This is a genomic window from Massilia violaceinigra (genome assembly GCF_002752675.1).
Classification (GTDB): domain Bacteria; phylum Pseudomonadota; class Gammaproteobacteria; order Burkholderiales; family Burkholderiaceae_D; genus Telluria_A; species Telluria_A violaceinigra.
In genome coordinates this window covers 7,382,035-7,407,526 of record NZ_CP024608.1, presented here as the reverse complement: position 1 = coordinate 7,407,526, position 25,492 = coordinate 7,382,035, and the positions used below count along the sequence as shown (strand labels likewise).

General features: G+C 61.8%; 22 protein-coding genes and 1 other RNA gene. 16 read left to right on the top strand and 7 right to left on the bottom strand.

The features are described 5' to 3' along the window. Positions 1–652 precede the first annotated feature (652 nt). The 3 genes from CR152_RS32010 to ssrA all read right to left on the bottom strand — a co-directional run bounded on the left by CR152_RS32010 (position 653) and on the right by ssrA (position 2,948). Complete coding sequence (locus CR152_RS32010; protein ID WP_099881795.1) at positions 653–1,693, bottom strand: hypothetical protein; 1,041 nt, start codon at positions 1,691–1,693, stop codon at positions 653–655. 159 nt (positions 1,694–1,852) lie between these two features. Continuing rightward, positions 1,853–2,257: a zinc finger Ran-binding domain-containing protein gene (locus tag CR152_RS32005; protein WP_157778867.1), complete on the bottom strand. Its 405-nt coding sequence runs from the start codon at positions 2,255–2,257 to the stop codon at positions 1,853–1,855. A 331-nt stretch (positions 2,258–2,588) separates the two neighbouring features. After that, positions 2,589–2,948: a transfer-messenger RNA gene (ssrA, locus tag CR152_RS32000) on the bottom strand. A 223-nt stretch (positions 2,949–3,171) separates the two neighbouring features. Between ssrA and CR152_RS31995 the strand changes: the two genes are divergently transcribed. Continuing rightward, a complete protein-coding gene (locus CR152_RS31995; protein ID WP_099882987.1) occupies positions 3,172–3,516 on the top strand; it encodes an energy transducer TonB in 345 nt (114 codons plus the stop codon). A gap of 146 nt (positions 3,517–3,662) precedes the next feature. On the opposite strand, the gene CR152_RS31990 is transcribed toward CR152_RS31995, so the two are convergent. The 3 genes from CR152_RS31990 to ompA all read right to left on the bottom strand — a co-directional run bounded on the left by CR152_RS31990 (position 3,663) and on the right by ompA (position 6,133). Continuing rightward, complete coding sequence (locus tag CR152_RS31990) at positions 3,663–4,361, bottom strand: HAD family hydrolase (RefSeq protein ID WP_099881791.1); 699 nt, start codon at positions 4,359–4,361, stop codon at positions 3,663–3,665. Between the two features lie 33 nt (positions 4,362–4,394). Continuing rightward, entirely contained in the window at positions 4,395–5,090 is a 696-nt protein-coding gene (gene ubiG / locus CR152_RS31985) for a bifunctional 2-polyprenyl-6-hydroxyphenol methylase/3-demethylubiquinol 3-O-methyltransferase UbiG (RefSeq protein WP_099881789.1), read from the bottom strand. A gap of 332 nt (positions 5,091–5,422) precedes the next feature. Continuing rightward, positions 5,423–6,133 (bottom strand): outer membrane protein OmpA, encoded by a 711-nt coding sequence (gene ompA / locus CR152_RS31980; protein ID WP_099881787.1) that lies wholly within the window; start codon positions 6,131–6,133, stop codon positions 5,423–5,425. A gap of 475 nt (positions 6,134–6,608) precedes the next feature. Here ompA and gyrA point away from each other — a divergent pair, with 475 nt between their 5' ends. The 15 genes from gyrA (at position 6,609) to CR152_RS31905 (ending at position 23,548) form a co-directional block, all read left to right on the top strand. Further along, positions 6,609–9,227, top strand: a complete 2,619-nt coding sequence (gyrA, locus tag CR152_RS31975; RefSeq protein WP_099881785.1) for a DNA gyrase subunit A — start codon at positions 6,609–6,611, stop codon at positions 9,225–9,227. 107 nt (positions 9,228–9,334) lie between these two features. Next, positions 9,335–9,874 carry a DUF2059 domain-containing protein gene (locus tag CR152_RS31970; RefSeq protein WP_099881783.1) on the top strand — a complete coding sequence of 180 codons (540 nt, stop codon included), beginning with the start codon at positions 9,335–9,337 and terminating at the stop codon, positions 9,872–9,874. Between the two features lie 23 nt (positions 9,875–9,897). Next, the gene (gene serC, locus CR152_RS31965; protein ID WP_099881781.1) at positions 9,898–11,001 is read left to right on the top strand and encodes a 3-phosphoserine/phosphohydroxythreonine transaminase; all 1,104 of its coding nucleotides are present in this window, start codon (positions 9,898–9,900) and stop codon (positions 10,999–11,001) included. 57 nt (positions 11,002–11,058) lie between these two features. After that, positions 11,059–12,129, top strand: a complete 1,071-nt coding sequence (gene pheA / locus CR152_RS31960) for a prephenate dehydratase (RefSeq protein WP_099881779.1) — start codon at positions 11,059–11,061, stop codon at positions 12,127–12,129. A gap of 35 nt (positions 12,130–12,164) precedes the next feature. Continuing rightward, entirely contained in the window at positions 12,165–13,271 is a 1,107-nt protein-coding gene (gene hisC / locus CR152_RS31955) for a histidinol-phosphate transaminase (RefSeq protein ID WP_099881777.1), read from the top strand. 1 nt (position 13,272) lies between these two features. Then, entirely contained in the window at positions 13,273–14,178 is a 906-nt protein-coding gene (locus CR152_RS31950) for a prephenate dehydrogenase (protein WP_099881775.1), read from the top strand. Positions 14,179–14,203: 25 nt separating this feature from the next. Further along, positions 14,204–15,538 (top strand): 3-phosphoshikimate 1-carboxyvinyltransferase, encoded by a 1,335-nt coding sequence (gene aroA, locus CR152_RS31945; protein WP_099881773.1) that lies wholly within the window; start codon positions 14,204–14,206, stop codon positions 15,536–15,538. Positions 15,539–15,928: 390 nt separating this feature from the next. Beyond that, positions 15,929–16,600, top strand: a complete 672-nt coding sequence (gene cmk / locus CR152_RS31940; RefSeq protein ID WP_099881770.1) for a (d)CMP kinase — start codon at positions 15,929–15,931, stop codon at positions 16,598–16,600. Between the two features lie 117 nt (positions 16,601–16,717). Continuing rightward, on the top strand, positions 16,718–18,430 hold the full coding sequence (rpsA, locus tag CR152_RS31935; protein ID WP_267876255.1) for a 30S ribosomal protein S1: 1,713 nt from the start codon (positions 16,718–16,720) through the stop codon (positions 18,428–18,430). An 18-nt stretch (positions 18,431–18,448) separates the two neighbouring features. After that, positions 18,449–18,754, top strand: a complete 306-nt coding sequence (locus CR152_RS31930) for an integration host factor subunit beta (RefSeq protein WP_008446215.1) — start codon at positions 18,449–18,451, stop codon at positions 18,752–18,754. Positions 18,755–18,978: 224 nt separating this feature from the next. After that, a complete protein-coding gene (locus CR152_RS31925) occupies positions 18,979–19,284 on the top strand; it encodes a LapA family protein (protein WP_099881765.1) in 306 nt (101 codons plus the stop codon). A 30-nt stretch (positions 19,285–19,314) separates the two neighbouring features. After that, the gene (lapB, locus tag CR152_RS31920; RefSeq protein WP_099881762.1) at positions 19,315–20,490 is read left to right on the top strand and encodes a lipopolysaccharide assembly protein LapB; all 1,176 of its coding nucleotides are present in this window, start codon (positions 19,315–19,317) and stop codon (positions 20,488–20,490) included. Positions 20,491–20,505: 15 nt separating this feature from the next. Further along, positions 20,506–21,489: a D-glycero-beta-D-manno-heptose-7-phosphate kinase gene (rfaE1, locus tag CR152_RS31915; protein ID WP_099881760.1), complete on the top strand. Its 984-nt coding sequence runs from the start codon at positions 20,506–20,508 to the stop codon at positions 21,487–21,489. Between the two features lie 152 nt (positions 21,490–21,641). Next, on the top strand, positions 21,642–21,998 hold the full coding sequence (locus CR152_RS31910; RefSeq protein ID WP_099881758.1) for a ComEA family DNA-binding protein: 357 nt from the start codon (positions 21,642–21,644) through the stop codon (positions 21,996–21,998). Between the two features lie 167 nt (positions 21,999–22,165). Beyond that, positions 22,166–23,548 (top strand): M20/M25/M40 family metallo-hydrolase, encoded by a 1,383-nt coding sequence (locus CR152_RS31905; protein ID WP_099881756.1) that lies wholly within the window; start codon positions 22,166–22,168, stop codon positions 23,546–23,548. A 149-nt stretch (positions 23,549–23,697) separates the two neighbouring features. Here the strand turns inward: CR152_RS31905 and CR152_RS31900 are convergent, their stop codons facing one another. Further along, positions 23,698–25,437: an FAD-dependent oxidoreductase gene (locus tag CR152_RS31900; RefSeq protein ID WP_099881755.1), complete on the bottom strand. Its 1,740-nt coding sequence runs from the start codon at positions 25,435–25,437 to the stop codon at positions 23,698–23,700. Positions 25,438–25,492 lie beyond the last annotated feature (55 nt).

Here is a 25,492-nt window from a genome sequence, read left to right as displayed (position 1 = left end):
GAAAGGACGTATTTAATTGCAGAGGACGTATTAGAGGCGCTGGTCGTGCTTAACCTGACAGGTCAGTAACTGCATCACCGGCACGTGCGAGCTCAGCAAACATTCGCCGTATCGCGGCTGGCACGTCGACGCTGACCTTCCTGTGCAAGGCGTATCCGGCTACGCCCAGGCCGGCGCGAAGGACGAAAATTCCAAATGCTTTCATGGTACTTTCAGATGAGTGGCTAGAAGGGAAGGGGTGTTCCTCCAATAAATAACACGTACAAGAAAACCCGGCGATTCTATTCAAATGTAACAAATTATCGTATTGGGCGCCTGACCATAAGTTTGGCTAGGATTAATACAATGTGTTTGCCGAGCTTGGCCGACACCTCGCACTTTTCCTCTGCATAGTCATGGCGCAGATAGTGCCTGCGCACCGCGCTGCAGCCCGGACGTGGTTCTGGCACCGGTCGATGATGTCGAGGGACACGCCCAGGCGCTGCATCAGCGTGGCGCCTGTGCGACGCAGGTCGTGCGGCGTCCAGGCCCCGGTCTTGCCGGCGCCGAGCACATGGGTGTTGTCGTGGCGCTGATTCTTCTTTGGCGCGCGCGGCTGAGCTGGTGGCGCTTAAGGCTGCGGTCGCGGTCAAACGCGGCTCGGGGCATCAAACTAATTAGTGGAAACGACGTCAGTCGGACGAGTGGAATTAATAGTCACATCTTGCTCAAAAACCCGGACTATACTAGCCGCCTTTATTTGGCCACGAATCGTGGTGGCGTTGACCTCAAGGCTGATCTTTTTTCTGCCACGAAAGGATTCCCACAGACGATTTACACCTTTAGCCTCGAACTCGTCTTCGAAAACTGTAGCAGAAAATTCTTGGCCACGCTCATCCTGCAACCAGAACCGCGTAATTCCACCAACTCTAGCCTCCGCGCGAATTACTTGGTAGTCACCTCGACTAAGGCCCGCTGTCGCTCTTTCTTTAGCCGCTCGTTGATTGACCTCGTTAATTTCTGAACGGTTAAAATTTGTCCGTCCGATCTTAATATTATCGGCATCAGCAGCGCCTTTGATAATGGAGCGAGTTCCTTCTTCCGTGGCTTTAGCAAATCGACCTACCACGGCGTTATCCTTTGCAATCTGCCCAATGAGTTGAAACTGCGCTGTTTTTGCTGCCTCCTCTGCCGTAGTCTGAGCCACCGCAATTTCCTTACCCTTAACCTCGGCAGCCGTAGTTACCTCATGCTGTTTAGTTTCAGCCCAAGTTTCGACAATGTTGGTTGCCCCCCATACCACCGCGACAGTAAGGACCACGGCAATAAGCGTTTTCATTTTGTGGCTACTGTCCATATTTTGAAAGCCATCTGCAAGCTTATCGAAAAAACCTTCCAACGATGCAATGAGGTCTGAACTTCCTTCCGCAACGTGAAATACTAATTCGAAATAGGCTTTTTGTTCGTCGGTAAGTCGCCGGATATTATCTTCACCGTACAATGCAAAAGCAACAGCTCGGTAAAGTTCTTCTTGGAAGTCCCACAGTCCGCGCGCTAATGCAGCTGGTACAGTTGAATGGTATTTTTTGCCCTCAATAAGCACACGAAATTGTGTCAACTCACCGCCAAATTTAACATCGGAAACGTCCGTCGGCAGAGATGCGTCAGATTTCAAAAAATCAAGCGCCTCTTCAACGCTGTTTAGCTCGACCATGTTCAGATTTCTCCGGTAAATTATCCCACATTGTCCGGCGCCCCATGTGGCAGGGGCGTCGGTGAATTTTTCAGAATTTCCACAAATTGGACGAGGCACAAGTGATGTAAAAAAGTCAGTTGCAAAGTAGCCCGATCTTGCTGTCCGTGAACAGGATGCTCAAGTGAATCCTGCTTGACAGCGCGCGCAGTGCGTCGCCTCGCCTGATCGCATATACCGACATTTCGGGCACATCGACACCGATACCGGGGCGCCTGACGAGGATGGGACGGTTTCGCGCAGCTCGGCCAGCGGGGTGGCAACCGGAAGTGCGGCCGGGCTGGCGGACTTCGGTGCCATGGCTCCGAATCCAGTAAGAATTGCTCCAACGGTCGACTGTACCCCCGCGAAGATCAGAAGGTTCTGCCGCTGGGCCATGCGGTCAATATTCGCAACGACCATTGCTGGGGTCTTCACTCCATAGCCAAAGTCGCGCGCAGGCATGTCAACACTGACGTTCATGTTCAAGGCATACCCTGCCAAGGCTAGGCCGGCCACCAAAATTAAAATTCCAAATGTTTTCATTTGTGCTTTCTGGTGAGTAATCGCAACCAGCTGCGATTTTCCTTAGCATGGCCGATGTGTCCGTCGCCGACGAATCATACCGCCAAGAAATGCATGGATTCTATTGAAATGTAACGGAAAGCACGACGCCGAACTTCACGCCCCATGCTGTCCACGGTAAACGCAAAAATGCCCAGCACAGGGCCGGGCATATTTGCGTGTGATTTGCGTGTGAAAGCACTGACAATTACAGACCGCCAAAGACAAGAATCAAGCCCTGCCGATTCTCATAAATCCCCAATAAAATCAGGGTCTTACATCGTCTTTCGTGGTCTGCCAACAACTTAATAAGTGGTGGAGGCGGCGGGAATCGAACCCGCGTCCGCAAGCACTCTACAGACAGTTCTACATACTTAGCACTGCCATTTAATTTAACCGGTACAACGCGGACGTGCACGCTGTGTACAAGCGAGTTACCTATTATTTAGTCCGGAACTAAGTAACCCAGTTCAAGACGAGTCCCTGTAAATGACTCTAGAGCTTTTGACGGCCCACCCCAGGGACGAGGTGTTCTAGAGCTAGCAGCAATTAAGCTGCGAGTGCGTACGAGTTATCGTTTGCAGTTAAGTTTTTCAGGTTGTATTTACGAGGTAGCCCGCCCTCGGTATGCCCTGCGCTGCTTTGCAACCCACGTCGAAACCAGGTCGCCCCCACAGAACCCCTATTGTACCTGAAAGCGCGACAGCATGACACCTGCCTCCGAACCGTGTGTCCAATCCCTCAACTGTCAAAAAATGAACACAAAAGGAAATTTAATTGCCCATTTGCATCAAATAAATTGCCACATGGAATTGTTTAGGCTATTCTCTTGGCTGTGACGACGACTTCGCAGTCAAGTCAGACCCTCTAACCCATCCAGGAGAACCAGCATCATGATGACCAAGACGACCTTCCGCCTTTGCGCAGCACTGATCGTAGCAGCCAGCGCCAACGTGGCATTCGCAGCTGACGTACCAGCGGTGTTCGACGCCAAAAGCTGCAAGGCCGACTATCCGAAAGCATCGTTGATGAACGAAGAGCAGGGCGTGGTCAGCATGGCTTTCCTGGTGTCGGCCGATGGCAAGGTTCTGGAAGCGAAACTGGACAAGACCAGCGGCTTCAAGAGCCTGGACAAAGCCGCAATGAGCGCCATCAGCGCCTGCAAATTCAAACCGGGCAGCAAGGACGGCCGTCCTGACAGCACCTGGACCAAAGTCGAATACAACTGGACCCTGAGCTGATCGATTATCGCTGGACCATGCGCCCGACGCGGGTGCATCGTCTGTCGTAGAATGTAAAACGCCTGGCCGATGCTGATGCAGCATGGCCAGGCGTTTTTTTGCGCTCGCGCTGCCACCGGCCCCGCCGAGGGGCGGCCACTTGCGCCTCAGGCCACCAGCACGCCCGGCGCGATCGTCGCGCGCAGCAGTTCCAGCAAATCCTGCGGGGTGTCGAGCAGGTAGTCGGCGCCCCATTGGGCCGGTTCGACCGCGCCGCAATAGCCCCAGCCGCAGGCGACGGTGAGCATGCCGGCCGCGCGCCCGGCTTCGATGTCGCGCAAATCATCGCCCACGTACCAGCACTGTTCCGGCGCAATGCCGAGCCGGCGCGCGCCTTCGAGCAGCGGCAAGGGATGCGGCTTGGCGTGTGCGGTGGTGTCGCCCGAGATGATGCAGCCGGCGTGCTGCAGCCCGATCAGGGGAATCAGCGGATCGGTAAAGCGCGCCGGTTTGTTGGTGACGATGCCCCAGGCCATGCCCGCCTGGACGATGCCATCCAGCAGTTCCGGCACGCCGCCGAACAGGGTACTGTGCGATGCCATGTCGGCCTGGTAATAATCGAACCATTTCACCCGCAGCGCTTCGTAGCCGGCGTCGCCCGGCGCCAGGCCGAAGGCGGCGCCGATCATGCCGCGCGCGCCGGCCGAGGCGGTCGGACGCAGCAGGGCGTACGGTGTCGGCTCCAGGCCGCGGTCGGCGCGCAGGCGGTTGACGGCCGCCGCCAGGTCCGGCGCGGTGTCGGCCAGGGTGCCGTCGAGGTCGAACAGGATGGCCCGCGGGGCCGGCGTGGAGAGGGTTCGGGTCATGGCGGCTTGCTCGGCAGTTCGGAAGGGCGCGGCTTACAGGGGGCGGCTGCAGGCCACCATGTAATTGACGCTGGTGTCGTTGTTGAGGGAGTAGATCTTGGTCAGCGGATTGTAGGTCAAGCCCTTCAGTCCGTCTACCTGCAAGCCGGCTTCCCGCACGAATTGCGCCAGCTCGGCGGGGGTGATGAATTTGCCGTAGTCATGGGTGCCCTTGGGCAGCATGCGCAGCAGGTATTCGGCGCCGACCACGGCGTACAGATACGCCTTGGGATTGCGGTTAATCGTCGAGAAAAACACATGCCCGCCCGGCTTGACCAGGGTCGCGGCAGCCTCGACGATGGCGCCCGGATCGGGCACGTGCTCGAGCATTTCCATGCAGGTGACGACGTCGTACTGGCCGGCTTCGCGCGCGGCCATGTCTTCGGCGGCGATCAGTTCGTAGCGCACCTGCACGCCCGACTCCAGGCTGTGCAGGTCGGCGACCTTGAGCGCCTTGTCGGACAGGTCGATGCCGGTCGCCTCGGCGCCTTTCCTGGCCATCGATTCGGTCAGGATGCCGCCGCCGCACCCAATGTCGATCACTTTCTTGCCCGCTAGCGCGGCGCGCGCGTTGATCCATTCGAGGCGCAGCGGGTTGATTTCGTGCAGGGGCTTGAACTCGGACGTCGGGTCCCACCAGCGGTGGGCAAGTTCGCTAAATTTCTGGATTTCTAGAGGGTCGGCATTCATACGCGGAATGATAGCGGGAATTCGGGGAATGCGACGGACGCAAGCATAAAAAAAGCGCGACGGCGATGCCATTCCCGCAGAGCTCGCAGGGCCAGGAGGCCTTGCCGCTGCGCACGCCGTCGGGCTGCTGGAGTCGCCAGGCCAGGCGTTCTCGCCGTCTCCGGCGCGGCCGGAACCTGGCGCCACGCGCAATCAAGGCCGGTTCGCCAAATCGCGGGCGAAAAAAAACACCCCTGCGCGAGGGGTGTTTCACTGACGATGCGATCGTCGGCGCTGCCGTGGCTTCCCACCCGGCGCATGCGCCGGGGCGGGCTTCGTGGCAGAGGCGCAGCTTACTTGGCGCGGGTGCCGACGACTTCGACTTCGACGCGACGGTTCTTGGCGCGGCCTTCAGCGGACTTGTTGTCTGCTACTGGCTGCGATTCGCCCTTGCCTTCGGTGTAGATGCGGTTCGCTTCGATGCCTTTGGCTTGCAGGTAAGCCTTGACAGCTTCAGCGCGGCGGATCGACAGCTTCTGGTTGTACGCATCGGTGCCGACCGAGTCAGTGTGGCCGACGGCGATGATGACTTCCAGGTTGATGCCTTGCAGTTTCGAGCTCAGGTCGTCCAGCTTGCCTTTGCCTTCCGCTTTCAGGACGGACTTGTCGAAATCGAACAGGGCGTCGGCGGAGAAGCTGACTTTTTCCGACGTTACTGGCGGCGGAGCAACCACTGGCGGCGGGGTCACCACGGCGCCCGGGGTTGGCGGCGGCGTTACCGGCTCTGGCGGCGTGACGCATTTGCCGTTTTCCAGTTTGGCTGGCTCAACGCACAGGGGCAGGTCGCAACCTGGGACCGCATCGGCCGGGGTCCAGTAGCCAGTGCGCCAGCACAGACCGAAAGGATCGCGCGCGATCACGCCACGGGCATCCTGGACATAGGCGCTGTTCGGTTTCGTTGCCATGATGTCGGTGGTTACAGGAGCGAACGGCGGCGACTGTTGTGCCATTGCGCTGCCTGCAATCGCGGAGGCCGCGAGCATGAGCGAGACGAGTTTTTTCATAGTTTTTCTTCCTTTCGGGGGTGATATCCGCAGCTTTATAGCTGCGCAACTTTTCGAGCGTGGACAAGATAGTAACAGCTTGCCCCAGCCATTACCCGTGACAGTTTCGTGACAGCTTATGAAACAGGCAATTAACTTCTGGGCCATTTTGCCACATGCACTTAATTAGCACGAAGGCTGTTAAACCAAACACGCTGCAATGGGGTCCATCATGTTGTATCCACGCAACATCGTGTCTCGCGCAACATGACTTGGTTGACAAATGATGAACGTTTTTATGATTTCGATCACGCTACTCTCATTGCCGGCCATCGATCAATTGCGCAGCTGCTATACGCCGCATGCTAAAATCCTACGCTTGTCTGTAGCTAAGTGGGCGCGCGCACCGTCATTGTGCACCCGTCGGTCTGGCAGCATCGAACGTGCAGCATTTGCGTACAGCTAATATAACCACAGCCTGAGATCAGTCCCGCCAATGGATCAATTCGCAAAAGAAACAATCCCCATTTCCCTCGAAGAAGAGATGCGCAAGAGCTACCTCGATTACGCGATGAGCGTGATCGTCGGGCGCGCCTTGCCGGATGTGCGCGACGGCTTGAAGCCGGTGCACCGCCGTGTCTTGTTCGCCATGCACGAAATGAACAACGTGTACAACCGCCCGTACGTGAAGTGCGCGCGCGTGGTCGGCGAAACGATGGGTAAGTACCACCCGCACGGCGACGCGTCGATCTACGACACGCTGGTGCGCATGGCCCAGGATTTCTCCTTGCGCTACACGCTGGTCGATGGCCAGGGCAACTTCGGTTCGGTCGACGGCGACAGCGCCGCCGCCATGCGTTACACCGAGTGCCGCCTGGACAAGATCGCCAGCGAGATCCTGGCCGACATCGACAAGGATACGGTCGATTTCCAGCCCAACTATGATGGCAAGGAAAAAGAACCGACGGTGCTGCCGACCCGGATTCCCAACCTGCTGATCAACGGCTCGTCCGGTATCGCGGTCGGCATGGCGACCAATATCCCGCCGCACAACCTGACCGAAGTGGTCAACGCCGCGCTGCACGTGCTGCGCAATCCCGACTGCACCATCGACGAGCTGATCGAGATCATTCCGGCGCCGGACTTCCCGACCGCCGGCATCATTTACGGCGTCTCGGGCGTGCGCGACGGCTACCGCACCGGGCGCGGGCGCGTGGTCATGCGCGCCAAGACCCACTTCGAGGAATACGGCAAGGATGGCGGCCGCATCGCGATCATCGTCGACGAGCTGCCGTACCAGGTCAATAAAAAATCGCTGCTCGAGCGCATCGCCGAGAATGTGCGCGACAAGAAGCTCGAAGGCATTTCCGACATCCGCGACGAGTCCGACAAGTCGGGCATGCGCGTGGTCATCGAACTGAAACGCGGCGAAGTGCCGGAAGTGGTCCTCAACAATCTGTACAAGCAGACCCAGTTGCAGGATACCTTCGGCATGAACATGGTCGCGCTGGTCAACGGCCAGCCGAAACTGCTCAACCTCAAGCAGATGCTGCAGTGCTTCCTGTCGCACCGCCGCGAAGTGGTCACGCGCCGCACCGTGTTCGAACTGCGCAAGGCGCGCGAACGCGGCCACATGCTCGAAGGCCTGGCCGTCGCCCTGGCCAATATCGACGACTTCATCGCCATCATCAAGGCCGCGCCATCGCCACCGATCGCCAAGACCGAACTGATGGCGCGCGCCTGGGACTCGTCCCTGGTGCGCGAGATGCTGCTGCGTACCGCCGAAGGCACCACCGTCGGCGGCATCGAAGCGTTCCGTCCCGAGCACCTGCCCAAGCACTACGGCATGCAGCCCGACGGCCTGTACAAGCTGTCCGACGAACAGGCGCAAGAGATCCTGCAAATGCGCCTGCAGCGCCTGACCGGCCTTGAGCAGGACAAGATCGTCAACGAGTACAAAGACATCATGGCGCACATCGCCGACCTGCTCGACATCCTGGCCAAGCCGGAACGCGTGACGGTCATCATCACCGATGAAATGACCTTGGTGATGAACGAGTACGGCGCCGGCAACAAGGACGTGCGCCGCTCGACCATCGAGCACAATGCCACCGACCTGGAAACCGAAGACCTGATCACGCCGCAGGACATGGTCGTGACCCTGTCGCACACCGGCTACATGAAGTCGCAGCCGATCTCCGAATACCGCGCCCAGAAGCGCGGCGGGCGCGGCAAGCAGGCCATGGCGACCAAGGAAGAAGACTGGATCGACCAGCTGTTCATCGCCAACACGCACGATTACATCCTGTGCTTCTCGAACCGCGGCCGCATGTACTGGCTCAAGGTGTGGGAAGTGCCGCAAGGCTCGCGCAATTCGCGCGGCAAGCCGATCGTCAACATGTTCCCGCTGCAGGACAACGAGAAGATCACCGTGGTGCTGCCGCTGTCGGGCGTGAACCGCACCTTCCCGGAAGACCACTACGTGTTCATGGCGACCAGCCTCGGTACCGTGAAAAAGACGCCGCTGAAAGACTTCAGCAATCCACGCAAGGCCGGCATCATCGCGGTCGACCTGGACGACGGCGACTTCCTGATCGGCGCCGCGCTGACCGACGGCGAGCACGATGTGATGCTGTTCTCCGACTCCGGCAAGGCGGTGCGCTTCGACGAGAACGATGTGCGTCCGATGGGCCGTACCGCGCGCGGCGTGCGCGGCATGAACCTGGAAGAGGGCCAGAACGTGATCGCCCTGCTGGTCGCCGAAAATGAGCAGCAGTCGGTCCTGACGGCCACCGAGAACGGCTTCGGCAAGCGTACTCCGATCACCGAGTACACCCGCCATGGCCGCGGCACCAAGGGCATGATCGCGATCCAGACCAGCGAACGTAACGGCCGCGTGGTCGCCGCCACCCTGGTCGAGCCGAGCGACGAGATCATGCTGATCACCACCGGTGGCGTGCTGATTCGCACCCGCGTGTCGGAAATCCGCGAAATGGGCCGCGCCACGCAAGGCGTGACCCTGATCGCGGTCGAAGATGGCACCAAGCTGAGCGGCTTGCAGCGCATCGTCGAAACCGACCTCGAAGACGTCGACCTCGAAAACCCGCCGGAGTAAAAAACGGCGCGGGGCCGGTCTTGTTTTTGCACTTCGTGCGAAAATGACACCGGCCCCTTTTTTTTGGACGCTTGACCCGACCGATCCACGCTTCCATTCCGAGAGTGATGATGAAAAAACTGACCGCCTTGATCTGTACCGCGCTGGCCCTGGTCGCCACGCCGGTGTTTGCCGACAAGGCCGCGATCGATCCGGCTACCGACAAGGCCACGCGCGCGCTGCTCGACTCGATGGGCACGCGCAAGATGATCAAGGATAGCTTCGAGCAGATGAAGGCGACGATTCCGCAGATGATCCTCAGCACCGCCACGTCCGTCATCAACGCCAATCCGCGCCTGACCGCCGCGCAAAAGAAGGCAGCCATCGCCGAAGCGGCCAAGAAAGTGCCGGATGCGGCCGCGCGCGTGCAGCGCGCGTTTGAAGATCCCGCCGTGGCCGACGAGATGATCGAAGCCGTCGTGCCGCTCTACGCGACCCGCTTCACGGTGGCTGAAATCGAGCAGATCGCCGCGTTCTACCGCAGTCCTGTCGGCGCCAAGATGCTCGCCGCCACACCGCAGATCGTGAACGAGTCCATGCAGATCGGCCAGAAGATCATGCTCCCGCGCGTGAACAAGATCATGCAAGAAGCCGCCGCCGACAAATAGCCATTCCATTCGCAAGGACCCCCGTGACCCAGATCTACAACTTCTCCGCCGGCCCCGCCGTCCTGCCCAAGGAAGTGCTGCAACAGGCCGCCGCTGACATGCTGGACTGGCACGGCAGCGGCATGTCGGTGATGGAAATGAGTCACCGCGGTCCCGAGTTCATCTCGATCTACGAAGCGGCCGTGCGCGACCTGCGCCTGCTGCTCAACGTCCCCGCCAACTACAAGATCCTGTTCCTGCAGGGCGGTGGCCTGGGCGAAAACGCCATCGTGCCGATGAACCTCGTTGGCCGCGTGTCCGCTTCTGCCACCACCCCGGCCGCCATCGATTTCGTCCACACCGGTTCCTGGTCCGGCAAATCGGTCAAGGAAGCGGCGCGCTATGCCAACGTCAACGTGGCCGCCAGCGGCGAGGCGGGGCGCTTTACCAGCGTGCCGCCGCAAAGCGAGTGGAAGCTCACGCCCGGCGCGGCCTACCTGCACCTGTGCACCAACGAAACCATCGACGGCGTCGAATACAACTTCGTGCCCGAACTGGGCGACGACACCCCGATCGTGGCCGACATGTCCTCGCACATCCTGTCGCGCGTGATCGACGTGAGCAAGTACGGCGTCATTTTCGGCGGCGCCCAAAAGAACATCGGCCCGGCCGGCCTGACCCTGGTGATCGTGCGCGACGACCTGCTCGGGCACGCGCTGCCGATTTGCCCGTCCGCTTTTGACTGGAGCATCGTCGCCGCGCACGACTCGATGTACAACACGCCGCCGACCTACGGCATCTACATCGCCGGCCTGGTGTTCGCGCACGTGCTGCGCCAGGGCGGCGTGGCCGCCATGGAGCAGCGCAACATCGCCAAGGCCGAACTGCTGTACGCCGCGCTCGATGCCGACGATTTTTACCAGAACCGCGTGGAGAAAGACTGCCGCTCGCGCATGAACGTACCGTTCTACCTGCGCGACGAAACACTGAACGACAAATTCCTGGCCGGTGCAAAAGCGCGCGGCCTGCTGCAGCTCAAGGGCCACAAGTCCGTGGGCGGTATGCGCGCATCGATCTACAACGCGATGCTGATCGAGGGCGTGCAAGCCCTGGTCGATTACCTGAACGAGTTCGCCGGCCGTAAGTGACAGCAAGGGCTTCGTGCCCGCGCGAACATCCGATTCACCGCAAACCATGCCGCACCCATGACAGACAAACTCACACCATTGCGCGAACAGATCGATGCGATCGACGCCCAGATTCTCGACCTGCTCAGCCAGCGCGCGCGCCTGGCGCAGGAAGTCGGCCACGTCAAGGCCGAAACCAGCGCCCCGGTATTTCGTCCGGAACGCGAAGCGCAAGTGCTGCGCGGCGTGGCCGACCGCAATCCCGGTCCGCTCAAGGCGGCCGAAGTGCAAACCATTTTCCGCGAAATCATGTCGGCCTGCCGCTCGCTCGAAAAGCGCGTCACGGTCGCCTACCTCGGGCCGTCCGGCACCTTCACCGAGCAGGCCGCGTTCCAGCAGTTCGGCAGCGCCATCGAAGGGCTGCCGTGCATTTCGATCGACGAAGTCTTCCGCGCCACCGAGGCCGGCACCGCCGATTTCGGCGTGGTCCCGGTTGAAAATTCGTCCGAAGGGGCGGTCAACCGCACGCTCGACCTGATGCTCGGCACCACCACCATCATCAGCGGCGAGATCTCGATCCCCGTGCACCACAGCCTGATGACCAAGACCGGCAACATGGATGGCGTGACGGTGGTGTGCGCGCACTCGCAGGCGCTGGCCCAGTGCCAGGTATGGCTGAACCAGAACTACCCCGGCATCGAACGGCGCGCGGTGGTATCGAACGCCGAAGCGGCCGTCATGGCCAGCAAGGATGCGACGATGGCGGCGATTGCCAGCGAAATGGCGGGCGAACAGTACCGCCTGGGCGTGGTCAAGGGCCACATCCAGGACGATCCGCACAACCGCACCCGCTTCGCCGTCATCGGCCACCTGCAGACCAACCCCTCGGGCGCCGACCAGACCTCGCTGGTGCTGGCGGTGCCCAACAAGGCGGGCGCCGTCTACAACCTGCTCGCGCCCCTGGCCGTCAATGGCGTCTCGATGACCCGTTTCGAATCGCGCCCGGCCCGCATCGGCACCTGGGAATACTATTTTTACGTCGATATCGAAGGTCACGTGCAGGACCCGGCGGTGGCCAAAGCGCTCGACGAACTGCGCGATAACGCCGCCTTTTTCAAGGTGCTCGGCTCTTACCCGCTCAGTCTTTGACGTTCCAATCTAAAACAACTACCCAGAGATAAACCATGTCCCAGCAATTCGGTCCAGAATACGTCCGTGCCATCGCTCCCTACCAGGCGGGCAAACCGATCGCCGAAGTCGCGCGCGAGTTCGGCCTCGACGAAGCGAACATCGTCAAACTGGCGTCGAACGAAAATCCGTTCGGCGTGCCCGCATCGAGCCAGCAAGCCATGGCCGCCGCGGTGGCCGACCTGGGACGCTACCCGGACGCCAACGGCTTCGATTTGAAAGCCGCACTCGCCAAGCGCTACGAGGTGCCGGCCGACTGGATCACCCTGGGCAACGGCAGCAACGACATCCTCGAAATCGCCGCCCACGCGTTTGTGCAAAAAGGCCAGGCCGTGGTCTATTCGCAGTACTCGTTCGCCGTGTACGCGCTGGCCACGCAAGGCGTGGGCGCGCGCGCGATCGTGGTGCCGGCCAGGGAGTATGGCCACGACCTCGACGCCATGGCAGCGGCGATCGACGCCGACACACGCCTGGTCTTCATCGCCAACCCGAACAACCCGACCGGTACCTTTATTCCGGCGGCGCAGATCGAAGCGTTCTTGAACAAGGTGCCTGCCAACGTGGTCGTGGTGCTGGACGAAGCCTACAACGAATTCCTGGCGCCCGAACACCAGTTCGAATCGGCCCAGTGGGCGCGCAAGTACCCTAATCTGCTGGTCTCGCGCACCTTCTCCAAGGCCTACGGCCTGGCCGGCCTGCGCGTCGGCTTCGCCGTTGCGCAGCCGGCCCTGACCGACCTGATGAACCGCATCCGCCAGCCGTTCAACGTGAACTCGCTGGCCCAGGCCGCGGCCATCGCAGCGCTGAACGACAAGCCGTTCCTGGAGCAGGGCGCCAAGAACAATGCCGCCGGCTACGCGCAGTTTGTCGAAGCCTTCGACGAATTGGGATTGCAGTACGTGCCATCGTTCGGTAACTTCGTGCTGGTCAAGGTTGGCGACGACGACGGCGCGGGCGCGCGCATCAACCTCGCGCTGCTCAAGCAAGGCGTGATTGTGCGCCCGGTCGGCAACTACGGCCTGCCGCAATGGCTGCGCATTTCCATCGGCCTGCCGGCCGAAAACGCGATCTTCATCGCCGCCCTCAAGAAAGCGCTGGCCTGACGTGTTCAATAAAGTCGTCATCTTCGGCGTAGGGCTGATCGGCGGCTCGTTCGCGCGCGCGCTGCGCCATGCCGGCGTGGTGACCACGCTGGTGGGTGTCGGCCGCTCGCCGCAAGCGATGGCGCGCGCACTTGAACTGGGCATCATCGACCAGGTGGCGGCTTCGGTGCAGGATGCGATGGCGGGTGCCGACCTGGTGCTGATCGCCGCGCCGGTGGCCCAGACCGCGCCGGTTCTGGCGTCGCTGCTGCCGTACCTGGAAGCGGGTACCGTGGTCACCGACGCCGGCAGCACCAAGTCCGACGTGGTGGCCGCCGCGCGCGCCGTGATGAAAGAGCGGGTGGGCCAGTTCGTGCCGGGGCACCCGATCGCCGGGCGCGAAACGAATGGTCCGGACGCTGCCATCGTCGACCTGTACCACGGCAAAAAGACCGTGCTCACGCCGCTGCCCGAAAACGCCGCGGCCGACATCGACCGCGTGGCCGCCGCATGGAGCGCCTGCGGCGCCATCATCCACCGCCTCACGCCGCAAGAGCACGACACCGTGTTCGCCTCGGTCAGCCACCTGCCGCATTTGCTGGCCTACGCGCTGGTCGACGACATCGCCCGCAAGCCGCATGCCGGCTTGCTGTTCCAATACGCCGCCAGCGGTTTCAGGGACTTCACGCGCATTGCCGGCTCCTCGCCCGAAATGTGGCGCGACATCAGCCTGGCCAACCAATCGGCCCTGCTGGGCGAGTTGGACGCATATCTGGCACAATTGACAGCAATTCGCGCGATGCTCGCCAATGGCGACGGCGCCGCCATCGAAGCGGTCTACGCCAACGCCCAGCGCGCGCGCTGCCGCTGGATCGAAGCGATCGAAACGGCCGAGGCGCCGCCGGCGCAGGACAGCAGTCCGGAATAAACCCAGCATTTCAAGGAACTCCAGCATGACCCAGCAGAAGCAGTACCCGCACCATATCGATCTCAAGCCCGTCATGCACGTCGAGGGCGTGGTGCGGCTGCCGGGGTCCAAGAGCATCTCGAATCGCACCTTGCTGCTGGCCGCGCTGGCCGAAGGCACAACCACCATCATCGACCTGCTGGCGTCGGACGACACCCTGGTCATGCTGGGGGCACTGCGCTCGCTGGGCCTGACATGGGAACAGGTCGACGAGCACACCCACATCGTGCATGGCGGTGGCGGCACCTTGCCGGTGCACGAAGCCGATCTGTTCATGGGCAATGCCGGCACCGCGATCCGGCCGCTGACGGCGGCGCTGGCCGTCATTGGCGGCGACTACACCCTGCATGGCGTCACGCGCATGCACGAGCGCCCGATCGGCGACCTGGTCGACGCCCTGAACGCGATTGGCGCGCAGATCGAGTACACGGGCGTGGAAGGCTTCCCGCCGCTGCGCATCCGGCGCGGGCATATCCACGCGCAGCGCCTGTCGGTGCGCGGGAACGTATCGAGCCAGTTTTTAACCGCGCTGCTGATGGCCGCGCCCCTGATGGCGCGCGAGCAGGCGGTGACGATCGACGTCGTCGGTGAACTGATCTCCAAGCCGTACATTGAAATCACCCTGAACCTGATGCGGCGTTTCGGCGTGACGGTGGAGCAGGATGGCTGGCAATCGTTCACGGTGCAGCCGGGGCAGCGCTATGCGAGTCCGGGCACGATCCACGTGGAAGGCGACGCCTCGTCGGCCTCGTACTTCCTGGCAGCCGGCGCGATTGGCGGCGGTCCGATCCGGGTTGAGGGAGTGGGGCGCGACAGCATCCAGGGCGACGTGCGCTTTGCCGAGGCGCTGGAACAGATGGGCGCGACGATCACGCGCGGCGACAACTGGATCGAAGCGCGCTCGAACGGCGTACTGAAAGCCATCGACGCCGACTTCAATCATATTCCGGACGCCGCGATGACGATTGCCGTGGCCGCGCTGTACGCCGACGGCACCACTACCTTGCGCAACATCGCCAGCTGGAGGGTGAAGGAAACGGACCGCCTGGCCGCGATGGCGACCGAATTGCGCAAGCTGGGCGCGATCGTGGTGGAGGGGCCGGACTTCATCTCGGTCACGCCGCCGGAAGGCGAATTGCGTGCCGCGACGATCGACACCTATGATGACCACCGGATGGCGATGTGTTTCTCGCTGGCGAGCCTGGACGGCAAAGCGCGGCGTGGCAACACGATGCGCATCAACGACCCGAAATGCGTCGCCAAGACCTTCCCCGACTACTTCGACGCCTTCGCCGGCATCGCTCACGAGAACCTGATTTAAGCCCCAATAGTTGCAAAACCGGGGCCAGACCCCAGTTTTCTCCTGCAGCGTGGCTCCGACTTCCTACAACCGGGGTCAGAGCTTTAATTAGAAATTAATTGCATTACAGCGATAGAACCTGTTGCCGCTAAACTAAGCTCCGTCTCGATAAGGCAGGCGGGAAGCAATGGCACGCCTGAGTATCGTTGCAAAACCGCGGCTGGCGATCCCGGGTCTGTCCTTGGTTCGGCAACTAATTTCTAATCAGAGGTCAGACCCCGGTTGCGCGGATTTGCAATGTTTCGAGTCAGAGCTCTGACCCCGGTTGTGGGAATTTGATCCAGGTTGTAGGATTTTTGCCAGAGCGCCGTTTTTGCACGTTTTATAGTGATTTCACCAGGACACAGTCCCATGCCACATTCGAACATCCCCGTCATCGCCATCGATGGCCCCACCGCGTCCGGCAAGGGCACCGTCGCGCACAAGGTGGCCGATCGCCTCGGCTTTCATTACCTCGATTCGGGCGCCCTATACCGCCTGACCGCGCTGATGGCCTTGCGCCGCGGTACGGAGCTGGCCGACGAGCACGCCCTCGCCAAGCTGGCCGAACACCTCCCCGCCAGCTTCAGCGGCGGCGAAATCTTGCTGGCCAAGGAAAATGTCACTCAACTCATCCGCGCGGAGGAGGTTGGCAACATGGCATCGAAAATCGCCGCGCTGCCCGCCGTGCGCCAAGCCCTGTTCGCCCTGCAGCTGGGCTTTCGGCGCGCGCCCGGCCTGGTCGCCGATGGTCGCGACATGGGAACGGTAATCTTTCCGCACGCGCAACTGAAGGTGTTCCTGACCGCCAGTACCGAGGCGCGCGCGCAACGCCGATATAAGCAATTGATTGACAAGGGGTTTTCTGCTAACATAGAAGACCTCCTGTCCGATTTGAAGGCGCGCGACGACCGTGATACTTACCGGGCCATCGCGCCATTGATGCCGGCAGAAGGGGCGCACCTGCTCGATACGTCCAATATGACCGCTGACGAAGCGGTCGAGGAAGTGCTGAAATGGTATGCGCACACCAAGCAGTCGTAGTCTGAAGTAGCAATGGGTGCTTGCAATTGCAATAGTGCCATTGCAGGCGTTGAATCAACCTATAACCCAGTTTAAGTCGCATGGTGCGATCTCTGCTGGCTAACTCGTGTACAAACTATGTCAACAGCAACAACTGAAGCAACCGGTATGGAAAGTTTTGCAGCGCTCTTCGAGGAATCGTTGTCGCGCCAAGATATGCGCTCCGGCGAAGTTATTTCCGCTGAAGTCGTGCGTCTCGACCACAATTTCGTGATCGTGAACGCTGGCCTCAAATCCGAAGCTTTCATTCCTATCGAAGAATTCAAGAACGACCAGGGCGAACTGGAAGTTCAAGTCGGCGATTTCGTTTCCGTAGCGATTGAATCGCTGGAAAACGGTTTCGGCGACACCATCCTGTCGCGCGACAAGGCAAAACGCCTGGCATCGTGGCTGGCTCTGGAAAAAGCCATGGAATCGGGCGAGATCGTCGTCGGTACCGTCAATGGCAAAGTCAAGGGCGGCCTGACCGTTCTGACCAACGGCATCCGCGCGTTCCTGCCGGGTTCGCTGGTCGACACCCGTCCTGTCAAGGACACCACCCCGTTCGAAGGCAAGACCCTGGAATTCAAGGTCATCAAGCTCGACCGTAAGCGTAACAACGTGGTTCTGTCCCGCCGCGCCGTCATCGAAGCGTCGATGGGCGAAGAGCGTCAGAAACTGATGGAAACGCTGAAAGAAGGCACCGTGGTTACCGGCGTCGTCAAGAACATCACCGACTACGGCGCGTTCGTGGATCTGGGCGGTATCGACGGCCTGCTGCACATCACCGATCTGGCATGGCGTCGTGTGCGTCACCCATCGGAAGTGCTGACCGTTGGCCAGGAAATCACCGCCAAAGTCCTGAAGTACGATCAGGAAAAGAACCGTGTTTCGCTGGGCGTGAAGCAACTGGGCGACGATCCTTGGACCGGTCTGTCCCGTCGTTACCCACAAAGCACCCGTCTGTTCGGCAAAGTAACGAACCTCACCGACTACGGCGCGTTCGTGGAAGTTGAGCAGGGTATCGAAGGTCTGGTTCACGTTTCCGAAATGGACTGGACCAACAAGAATGTGGCACCAAACAAAGTTGTGCAGCTGGGCGACGAAGTGGAAGTCATGGTTCTCGAGATCGACGAAGAGCGTCGCCGTATTTCGCTGGGCATGAAGCAGTGCAAAGCGAATCCATGGGATGACTTCGGCGTTACCCACAAGAAGGGCGACAAAGTCCGCGGCGCGATCAAGTCGATCACCGACTTCGGCGTGTTCATCGGCCTGGCCGGCAACATCGATGGTCTGGTGCACCTGTCCGACCTGTCCTGGACCGAAACCGGCGAAGAAGCTGTCCGCCGTTTCAAAAAGGGCGACGAACTGGAAGCCATCGTTCTGGCGATCGACGTCGAGCGCGAGCGCGTTTCCCTGGGTGTCAAGCAACTCGAAGGCGACCCATTCAACAACTTCGCTGCAATGAACGACAAAGGCTCCCTGGTAACGGGTACGGTCAAGTCGGTCGAGCCTAAGGGCGCTGTCATCCAGCTGTCCGAAGAAGTTGAAGGCTACCTGCGTGCTTCCGAAATCTCGCGCGACCGCGTTGAAGATGCCGGTACCCACCTGAAGGTTGGCGATTCGGTTGAAGCTCTGGTTATCAACATTGACCGCAAAGCGCGCAGCATCCAGCTGTCGATCAAAGCGAAAGACAATGTCGAGACCCAGGAAGCGATGCAGAAGATGGCTTCGTCCTCCGACAACAATGCAGCATCGGGCACCACCAGCCTGGGCGCACTGTTGAAAGCTAAGTTCGACAACAAGAACTAAGACACTCGGAATCGACAGATGACGAAGTCCGAGTTGATTAACCGCCTGGCTGAGCGCTATTCTCAGCTGGTGGCCAAGGATGCGGAGTACGCTGTCAAGACCATTCTCGATGCCATGACCAACGCCTTGGCGACTGGTCAGCGCATCGAGATCCGTGGTTTCGGCAGTTTTGCCCTGAACAGCCGGCCGCCGCGCATCGGACGCAATCCCAAGTCCGGCGACAAGGTGATGGTTCCCGAAAAACGGGTACCGCACTTCAAGCCGGGCAAGCAATTGCGCGAACGGGTAGATGCGATGGTCGGGCAGCCGATTATTGAAGACTGAGTCGTTTGTCGACACAGAAGAACGGCATCCTTGGATGCCGTTTTTTTTCGTCTGTGCCGTCGATCCTGCCATTAGCAGAATCGACTCCCCGCGCAGGCGGGGATCCATAGCACCTTTGCTCATAGGTGCTATAGGCCCCCGCCTTGCGCGGGGGCGACGGCCGGGAGGCCGTCGTTTTGGTGTAATATGCGACACTTGCGACCTTTTCAGACTGGACCTGGCTGATGAAATTTGTATCCACCATCGTTGGATTTATTCTGTTTATCCTGTTTTTCGGCTTCGCGCTGAAGAATACCCAGGAAGTCGATCTGCACTTTTTCCTGAATTACGAACTGCGCGGCCCCCTGGTGCTGATGCTGCTGGGCTTTTTCGTGGCCGGCGCCGCCCTCGGCATCCTGGCTGTCACGCCCACCGTGTTCCGCCACCGCCGCGAAACGTCAAAACACAAGAACACCATCGTCGCCCTGCAAACCGTGGCGCGTACCAATGTGTCCCAGCCGCAGCCGGACAGCGTCAACACCCAGCAGTAACCCATCTGAAAAACCAACAAAAAGAACCGCATGGAATTTGAAATCTGGATGTTGCTTGGCATCCCATTGTTTTTCGCCCTGGGATGGATCGCCGCGCGCGTCGACATCAAGCAACTGCTCTCCGAATCGCGCACCTTGCCGCGTGGGTACTTTCGCGGCTTGAATTTCCTGCTCAACGAGCAGCCCGACAAGGCTATCGATGCCTTCATCGATATCGTCAAGCTCGATCCGGAAACGGTCGAGATGCACTTCGCCCTCGGCAACCTGTTCCGCCGCCGCGGCGAGATCGAGCGCGCCATCCGCGTCCACCAGAACCTGCTCTCGCGCCCCGACCTGCCGGCCGACGAGAAAGCCCACGGCCAGTACGAACTGGGCATGGATTATCTCAAGGCCGGCCTGCTCGACCGCGCCGAGGAAACCTTCAACCTGCTGCTCGAAACCTCCTACGGCGCCCAGGCGCGCCGCGCCCTGCTCGAAATCTACCAGCGTGAAAAGGAGTGGCCGCGCGCGATCGAAGCGGCGCTCGGCCTGCAGGAGTCCGGCGCCGGCGCGCGCCAGAAGGAAATCGCCCAGTTCTACTGCGAGCTGGCCCAGGATGCGCTGGTCCACATGCACACCGACGATGCCCTCGCGCTGCTCGACAAAGCCCTGCACGCGGACCGCAAGAACGTGCGCGCGACCCTGCTGACCGGCGACGCCCAGCTGGTCAAGGGCGACGCCGAAGGCGCGCTGGTCACCTGGCGCCGCGTCGAGCAGCAAAGCGTGCCGCACGTGGCCCTGGTCGCGCAGCGCCTGATGGATGGCTACCGCAAGGTTGGCCGCCCGCAGGAAGGCGTGAACCTGCTGCGCTCCTACCTGGCCGAAGCGTCCTCGATCGACCTGATCGAAGTGGTGTTCAAGGCCGTCATCGAACTCGATGGCGTGGACGCGGCCAAGCAGCTGATGATCGAGGAACTGCGCCGCAATCCGACCCTGCTCGGCCTCGACAAGCTGCTCGAAGCGCGCCTGATGGACGCGCCGGCCGATGTCTGGGAGGAGCTGTCGATGGTGAAGAACCTGGTGCGCGGCTACACCCAGAAGCTGGCGCGCTACCAGTGCAGCCACTGCGGCTTCAAGGCGCGCCAATTTTACTGGCAGTGCCCGGGATGCAGCCGCTGGGAGACCTACCCGCCGCGCCGCACCGAAGAACTCAATGTCATGAACTAAACGTATTCGATCACGATGACCAATCACACCGCCACTCCCGCGCGCCTGCTCAGCGCCGACAGCCATCCCTTCATCGCCGCGCCCGACCTGGCCGCGGTGCGCATCCTGGTCGTCGGCGACGTGATGCTGGACCGCTACTGGTTCGGCGATGTCAGCCGCATCTCGCCGGAAGCGCCGGTGCCGATCGTGCGCATCGAAAAGCGCGAAGAGCGCCTGGGCGGCGCCGCCAACGTGGCGCGCAATGCGGCCGCTCTTGGCGCGCGCTGCGGCCTCCTGGGCGTGGTCGGCGCCGACGAAGCGGGCGAGCAGGTGGCGCAGCTGCTGGCCGAGTCGCGCATCGACAGCTACCTGCAGCGCGACCCGGCCATTTCCACCATCATCAAGCTGCGCGTCATCGGCCGCCAGCAGCAGCTGCTGCGCATCGATTTCGAGGATGCGCCCACCGATACCGTCCTGCGCGACAAGCTCACCCAGTTCAATGCACTGCTGCCCGATTACGATGTGGTGATCCTGTCGGACTACAACAAGGGCAGCCTGGTGAATGTGGCGCACATGATCGAGGCGGGCCGCGCGGCCGGCAAGGTCGTCATGGTCGACCCCAAGGGCGACGATTTTTCGCGCTATGCCGGCGCCACCGTGCTCACGCCGAACAAGTCGGAGTTCCGCCGCATCGTCGGCAGCTGGTCGTCCGAGGACCAGCTCACCGCCAAGGCCCAGGCCCTGCGCGCCGAATTGCGCCTCGATGCGCTGCTGCTCACGCGCTCGGAGGAGGGCATGAGTTTGTACACCGCCAGCGAAGTGCTGCACATGCACGCCGACGCGCGCGAAGTGTTCGATGTCTCCGGCGCCGGCGACACCGTCATCGCGACCATGGCCTCGATGCTGGGCGCCGGCATGCCGATGGCCGACGCCATCATGACGGCGAACCGCGCCGGCGGCATCGTCGTAGGCAAGCTCGGCACTGCGACCGTGACGCGCGAGGAACTGTTCGGCCTGTAATGTTCCGCCTGTCAGCCAGCGCCGAGTCTGCCTACACGAATGGCATTTTGCTGTTCTGATAACGCTCAATCGGAGCGGTCAACATTGTGCTGCATCGTCCGTTAGCTTGTTGGGGGCGCAACCGCGTCCCTACAATCTGATGGAGACACAACATGATCCGTAAATTGATGCTTGCAGTTGCAGCGCTGGTGGCCGCGATGAGCATGGCGTTTGCCCAGGTCGACGTGAACAAGGCGGACGCAGCCGCACTCGACAGTGTGAAGGGCGTCGGGCCCTCCACCTCCAAGCTGATCCTGGAGGAGCGCACCAAGGGCGGCGAGTTCAAGGACTGGGCCGACTTTTCCAAGCGCGTCAAGGGCGTGGGCGACAAGCGCGCCGCCAAGCTGTCGCAGGCGGGGCTGCAGGTAGCGGGCAAGCCGTTTGACGGCGCCGGCGCCGCCAAGGCGCCTGCTGCCGCGGGCAAACCGGCTCCAGCCGCCAAACCGGCGGCGGCTCCGGCCAAGATGTAAGTGTTGCGTGGTTTGCCAAAAACCCCGCCGTTATGCCGCGGGGTTTTTTCATGGGCGCACGCGCGGCGCGGGCAAAGTTTTTTCGCTGTATGGACGCACTTGCGCGCGCCGGGTCGTGAGAAGATGACGGCGCCCATTCACCCGTCGCCCGTCGCAAAGGACCCCTCATGGCATCTGTCCCGTTCACCAAATCCCTGCTGGCCACCCTGATCGCCGCCGCTGCCGGCGCCTGCGCCGCGCAAGCCCCCGCGAGCCCCGACATTGCGCGCCGCCAGCCGCAGATCGACAAGATCGTCGGCGACATTTCGCCGCAGCGTATCGAAGCGCACGTGCGCAAGCTGGTGGGCTTCAAGACGCGCCACACCATGTCCGACACCGTCTCCGACACGGTCGGCATCGGCGCCGCGCGGCGCTGGATCAAGGCCGAACTGGAACGTTGCGGCGCCGCTGCCGGCGGACGCCTGCAGGTGAGCTTCGACAGCCATGTCACGCCGGTATCGGCGCGCATTTCGCGCCCGACTGAAATCGTCAACATCGTGGCGACCCTGCCCGGCACGCAGCCGGCGTCGAAAGAGCGCATTTACGTTGTCAGCGGTCACTACGACTCGCGCAATACCGACATCATGGATGCGACGGGCGACTCGCCCGGCGCCAACGACGACGCTTCCGGCACCGCGGCTGTGATGGAAATGGCCTGCGTCATGGCGCGCCACAAGTTCGACGCGACCATCGTCTTCATGGCGGTGGCGGCGGAGGAGCAGGGTTTGCTGGGCGCCGCGCATTGGGCCGAACAGGCAAGGCTGAAGAACCTGAACCTGCAGGGCATGTTCACCAACGATATCATCGGCAGCTCGCGCGCCGACGACGGCCGCGTGGACGACAAGCAGGTGCGCTTGTTCGCCGAATCGGTCCCGGCGACCAAGGAGAACAGCGAAACGAGCCGCGCCCTGCTGGCCACCGGCGGAGAAAACGATTCGACCTCGCGCCAGCTGGCGCGCCATGTGAAGGAAGTGGGGGAGCGCTACGTGCCTGGCTTTACGGTGAACGTGATCCAGCGGCGCGACCGGTATCTGCGCGGCGGCGACCATATGCCGTTCCTGGAGCGCGGCTATCCGGCGCTGCGCTTCACGGAGCCGAACGAAGACTTCACGCACCAGCACCAGAACGTGCGCAAGGAAGGCACGCTGCAGTATGGCGATCTGCCCGAGTTCAACGACTACAACTACATCGCGCGCGTGACGCGGGTGAACGCGGCGGCGCTGGCGACGCTGTCGCTAGCCCCGGGCGCGCCGCAGAAGGTGCAGATGCGCACCGCGAAGCTGGAGAACGATTCCTCGCTGGTGTGGCAGGCCAACGGTGAGCCCGATCTGGCAGGCTACCGCATCGTCTGGCGCGAGACCACCGCCGCGCAGTGGCAGGGATCTTTATTCGTGGGGAATGTGACCGAGGCGACGGTGAAGCTGTCGAAGGATAATTACTTCTTCGGCGTGCAGGCGGTGGATAAGGATGGGAATGTGAGCGTGGCGACGTATCCGACGCCGCTGCGCTGATGTGCACTTAACGCGCTCGCTACAATTAGTTCCGTCGTTCCCGCGAAGGCGGGAACCCAAGTTTATTGATCCGCCACAGGCATCGGCATGAACTTGGGTTCCCGCCTTCGCGGGAACGACGGTTTTCAGGATAGCGGTAACTACAGCGTCTACTTCACCGCCAAATACGCATGCAACTGCGCCACCACCGCCGCGCCTTCTCCCACGGCTGCGGCGACCCGCTTGGTTGACCCCGCGCGCACATCGCCAATCGCAAACACCCCCGGCACCGTGGTTTCCAGATGCCCGTGCAGCGTCCCATCGGTATTGAGCATCTGGCCCGTCACCCTGCAGCGCGCCATCATCACATCGGTGCCCGTCATCACGAACCCATGCTGGTCGACCTGCACGCCGCAATCCTCCAGCCAGCCCGAATTCGGATCGGCCCCCACGAACAAAAACACGCTGCGCACCGCGTGGCTTTCTTCGGCCTCGTCGCGACGCTGCCAGCGCACGCCCGTCAGCCGTTGCCCATCGCCTTCCAACTTGATCAATCTGGTATGCGTGTGCAGCACGATATTCGGCGTCGCCGCAATCCGCTCGATCAGGTAACTCGACATGCTCGCCGCCAGCCCGGCCCCGCGGATCAGCATGTGCACCGTCTTCGCATGCCCCGACAAAAACACGGCGGCCTGCCCGGCCGAATTGCCGCCGCCGACCAGCACCACGTCTTCGCCCTGGCACTGCCGGCCTTCCAGCGGCGAGGCCCAGTAATACACGCCGCAGCCTTCGTACGTGGCCAGGTCGGCCAGGTCCGGCTTGCGGTAGCGCGCCCCGCACGCCAGCACCACCGCGCGCGCCTGCACCTGGCCGCCGCCGGCCAGCGACAGGCGCAGCGGATACTGGTCGCACAGCAGCTTGTCGGCAGCAGCCGGAATGGCCACCTGCGCGCCGAATTTTTGCGATTGCACGAAGGCCCGTCCGGCCAGCGCGCGGCCCGAAATCCCGGTCGGGAAGCCGAGGTAGTTTTCGATGCGCGCGCTGGCGCCGGCCTGGCCGCCGAACGCGCGGTTTTCCACCACCAGCACCGACAAGCCTTCCGAGGCCGCATACACCGCCGTCGCCAGTCCGGACGGCCCGGCCCCCACCACCAGTACGTCAAATACCTTGTCCGGGTCCAGCTCGGGCAGCATGCCGAGGCAGCGACCCAGCTCGGTCAGGCTGGGATTTTTCTTGACCACGCCGTCCGGGCACACCACCAGCGGCAGTTCGTGCGGGCCGGGCTGGTACATGCGGATCAGCGCCTCGGCGTTCGGGCTGGTGGCCGGATCGAGCACCATGTGCGGTTGGCCGTTGCTGGTCAAAAAAGTCTGCAGGCGGAACAGGTCGGCGCTGCCGGGCGGGCCGACCAGCACCGGCGCGCTTGTGCCCGCTTCGATCAGGCCCACGCGCCGCAAAATCAAGGCCCGCATGATGCGCTCGCCCAGCTCCGCTTCGGCCACCACCAGCGCGCGCAGCGCGTCGGGCGTGACGATCAGCGCGTCGACCGTGCCGACCGCGTGCGCGCTCACCAGCGCCGGGCTGCCCGACAATTGTCCGACGTCGGCCGTGAAGTGGCCGGGGCCGTGGTCGACGATCCGGTGGCTGTTGCCCATGCCATCGCGCTGGCTGATGCGCACTTCGCCCGCCAGCACGATCATCATTCCCGGATTGCCGCCGCCCGCCACGAAAATGGCGTCGCCGTCGTGCCAGCGTCCCTCGCTGCCGAAGCGGCGCAGGCGCGCGATGTCGGCCTCTGTCAGCACAGGAAACATCTGGTCGCGGCGCGACTCGTATTTGCTCATCGAACTCTCGAAGCGCTCGTTGATGCTGTTGTCGGGAATAAAGTCAGGGGCGGGCAGGGTGCTCATGGGAAGTCGGCTCTGGTGAGGGGAACAGCTGTCAGTCTAGCAGCTGGCCGGCTGC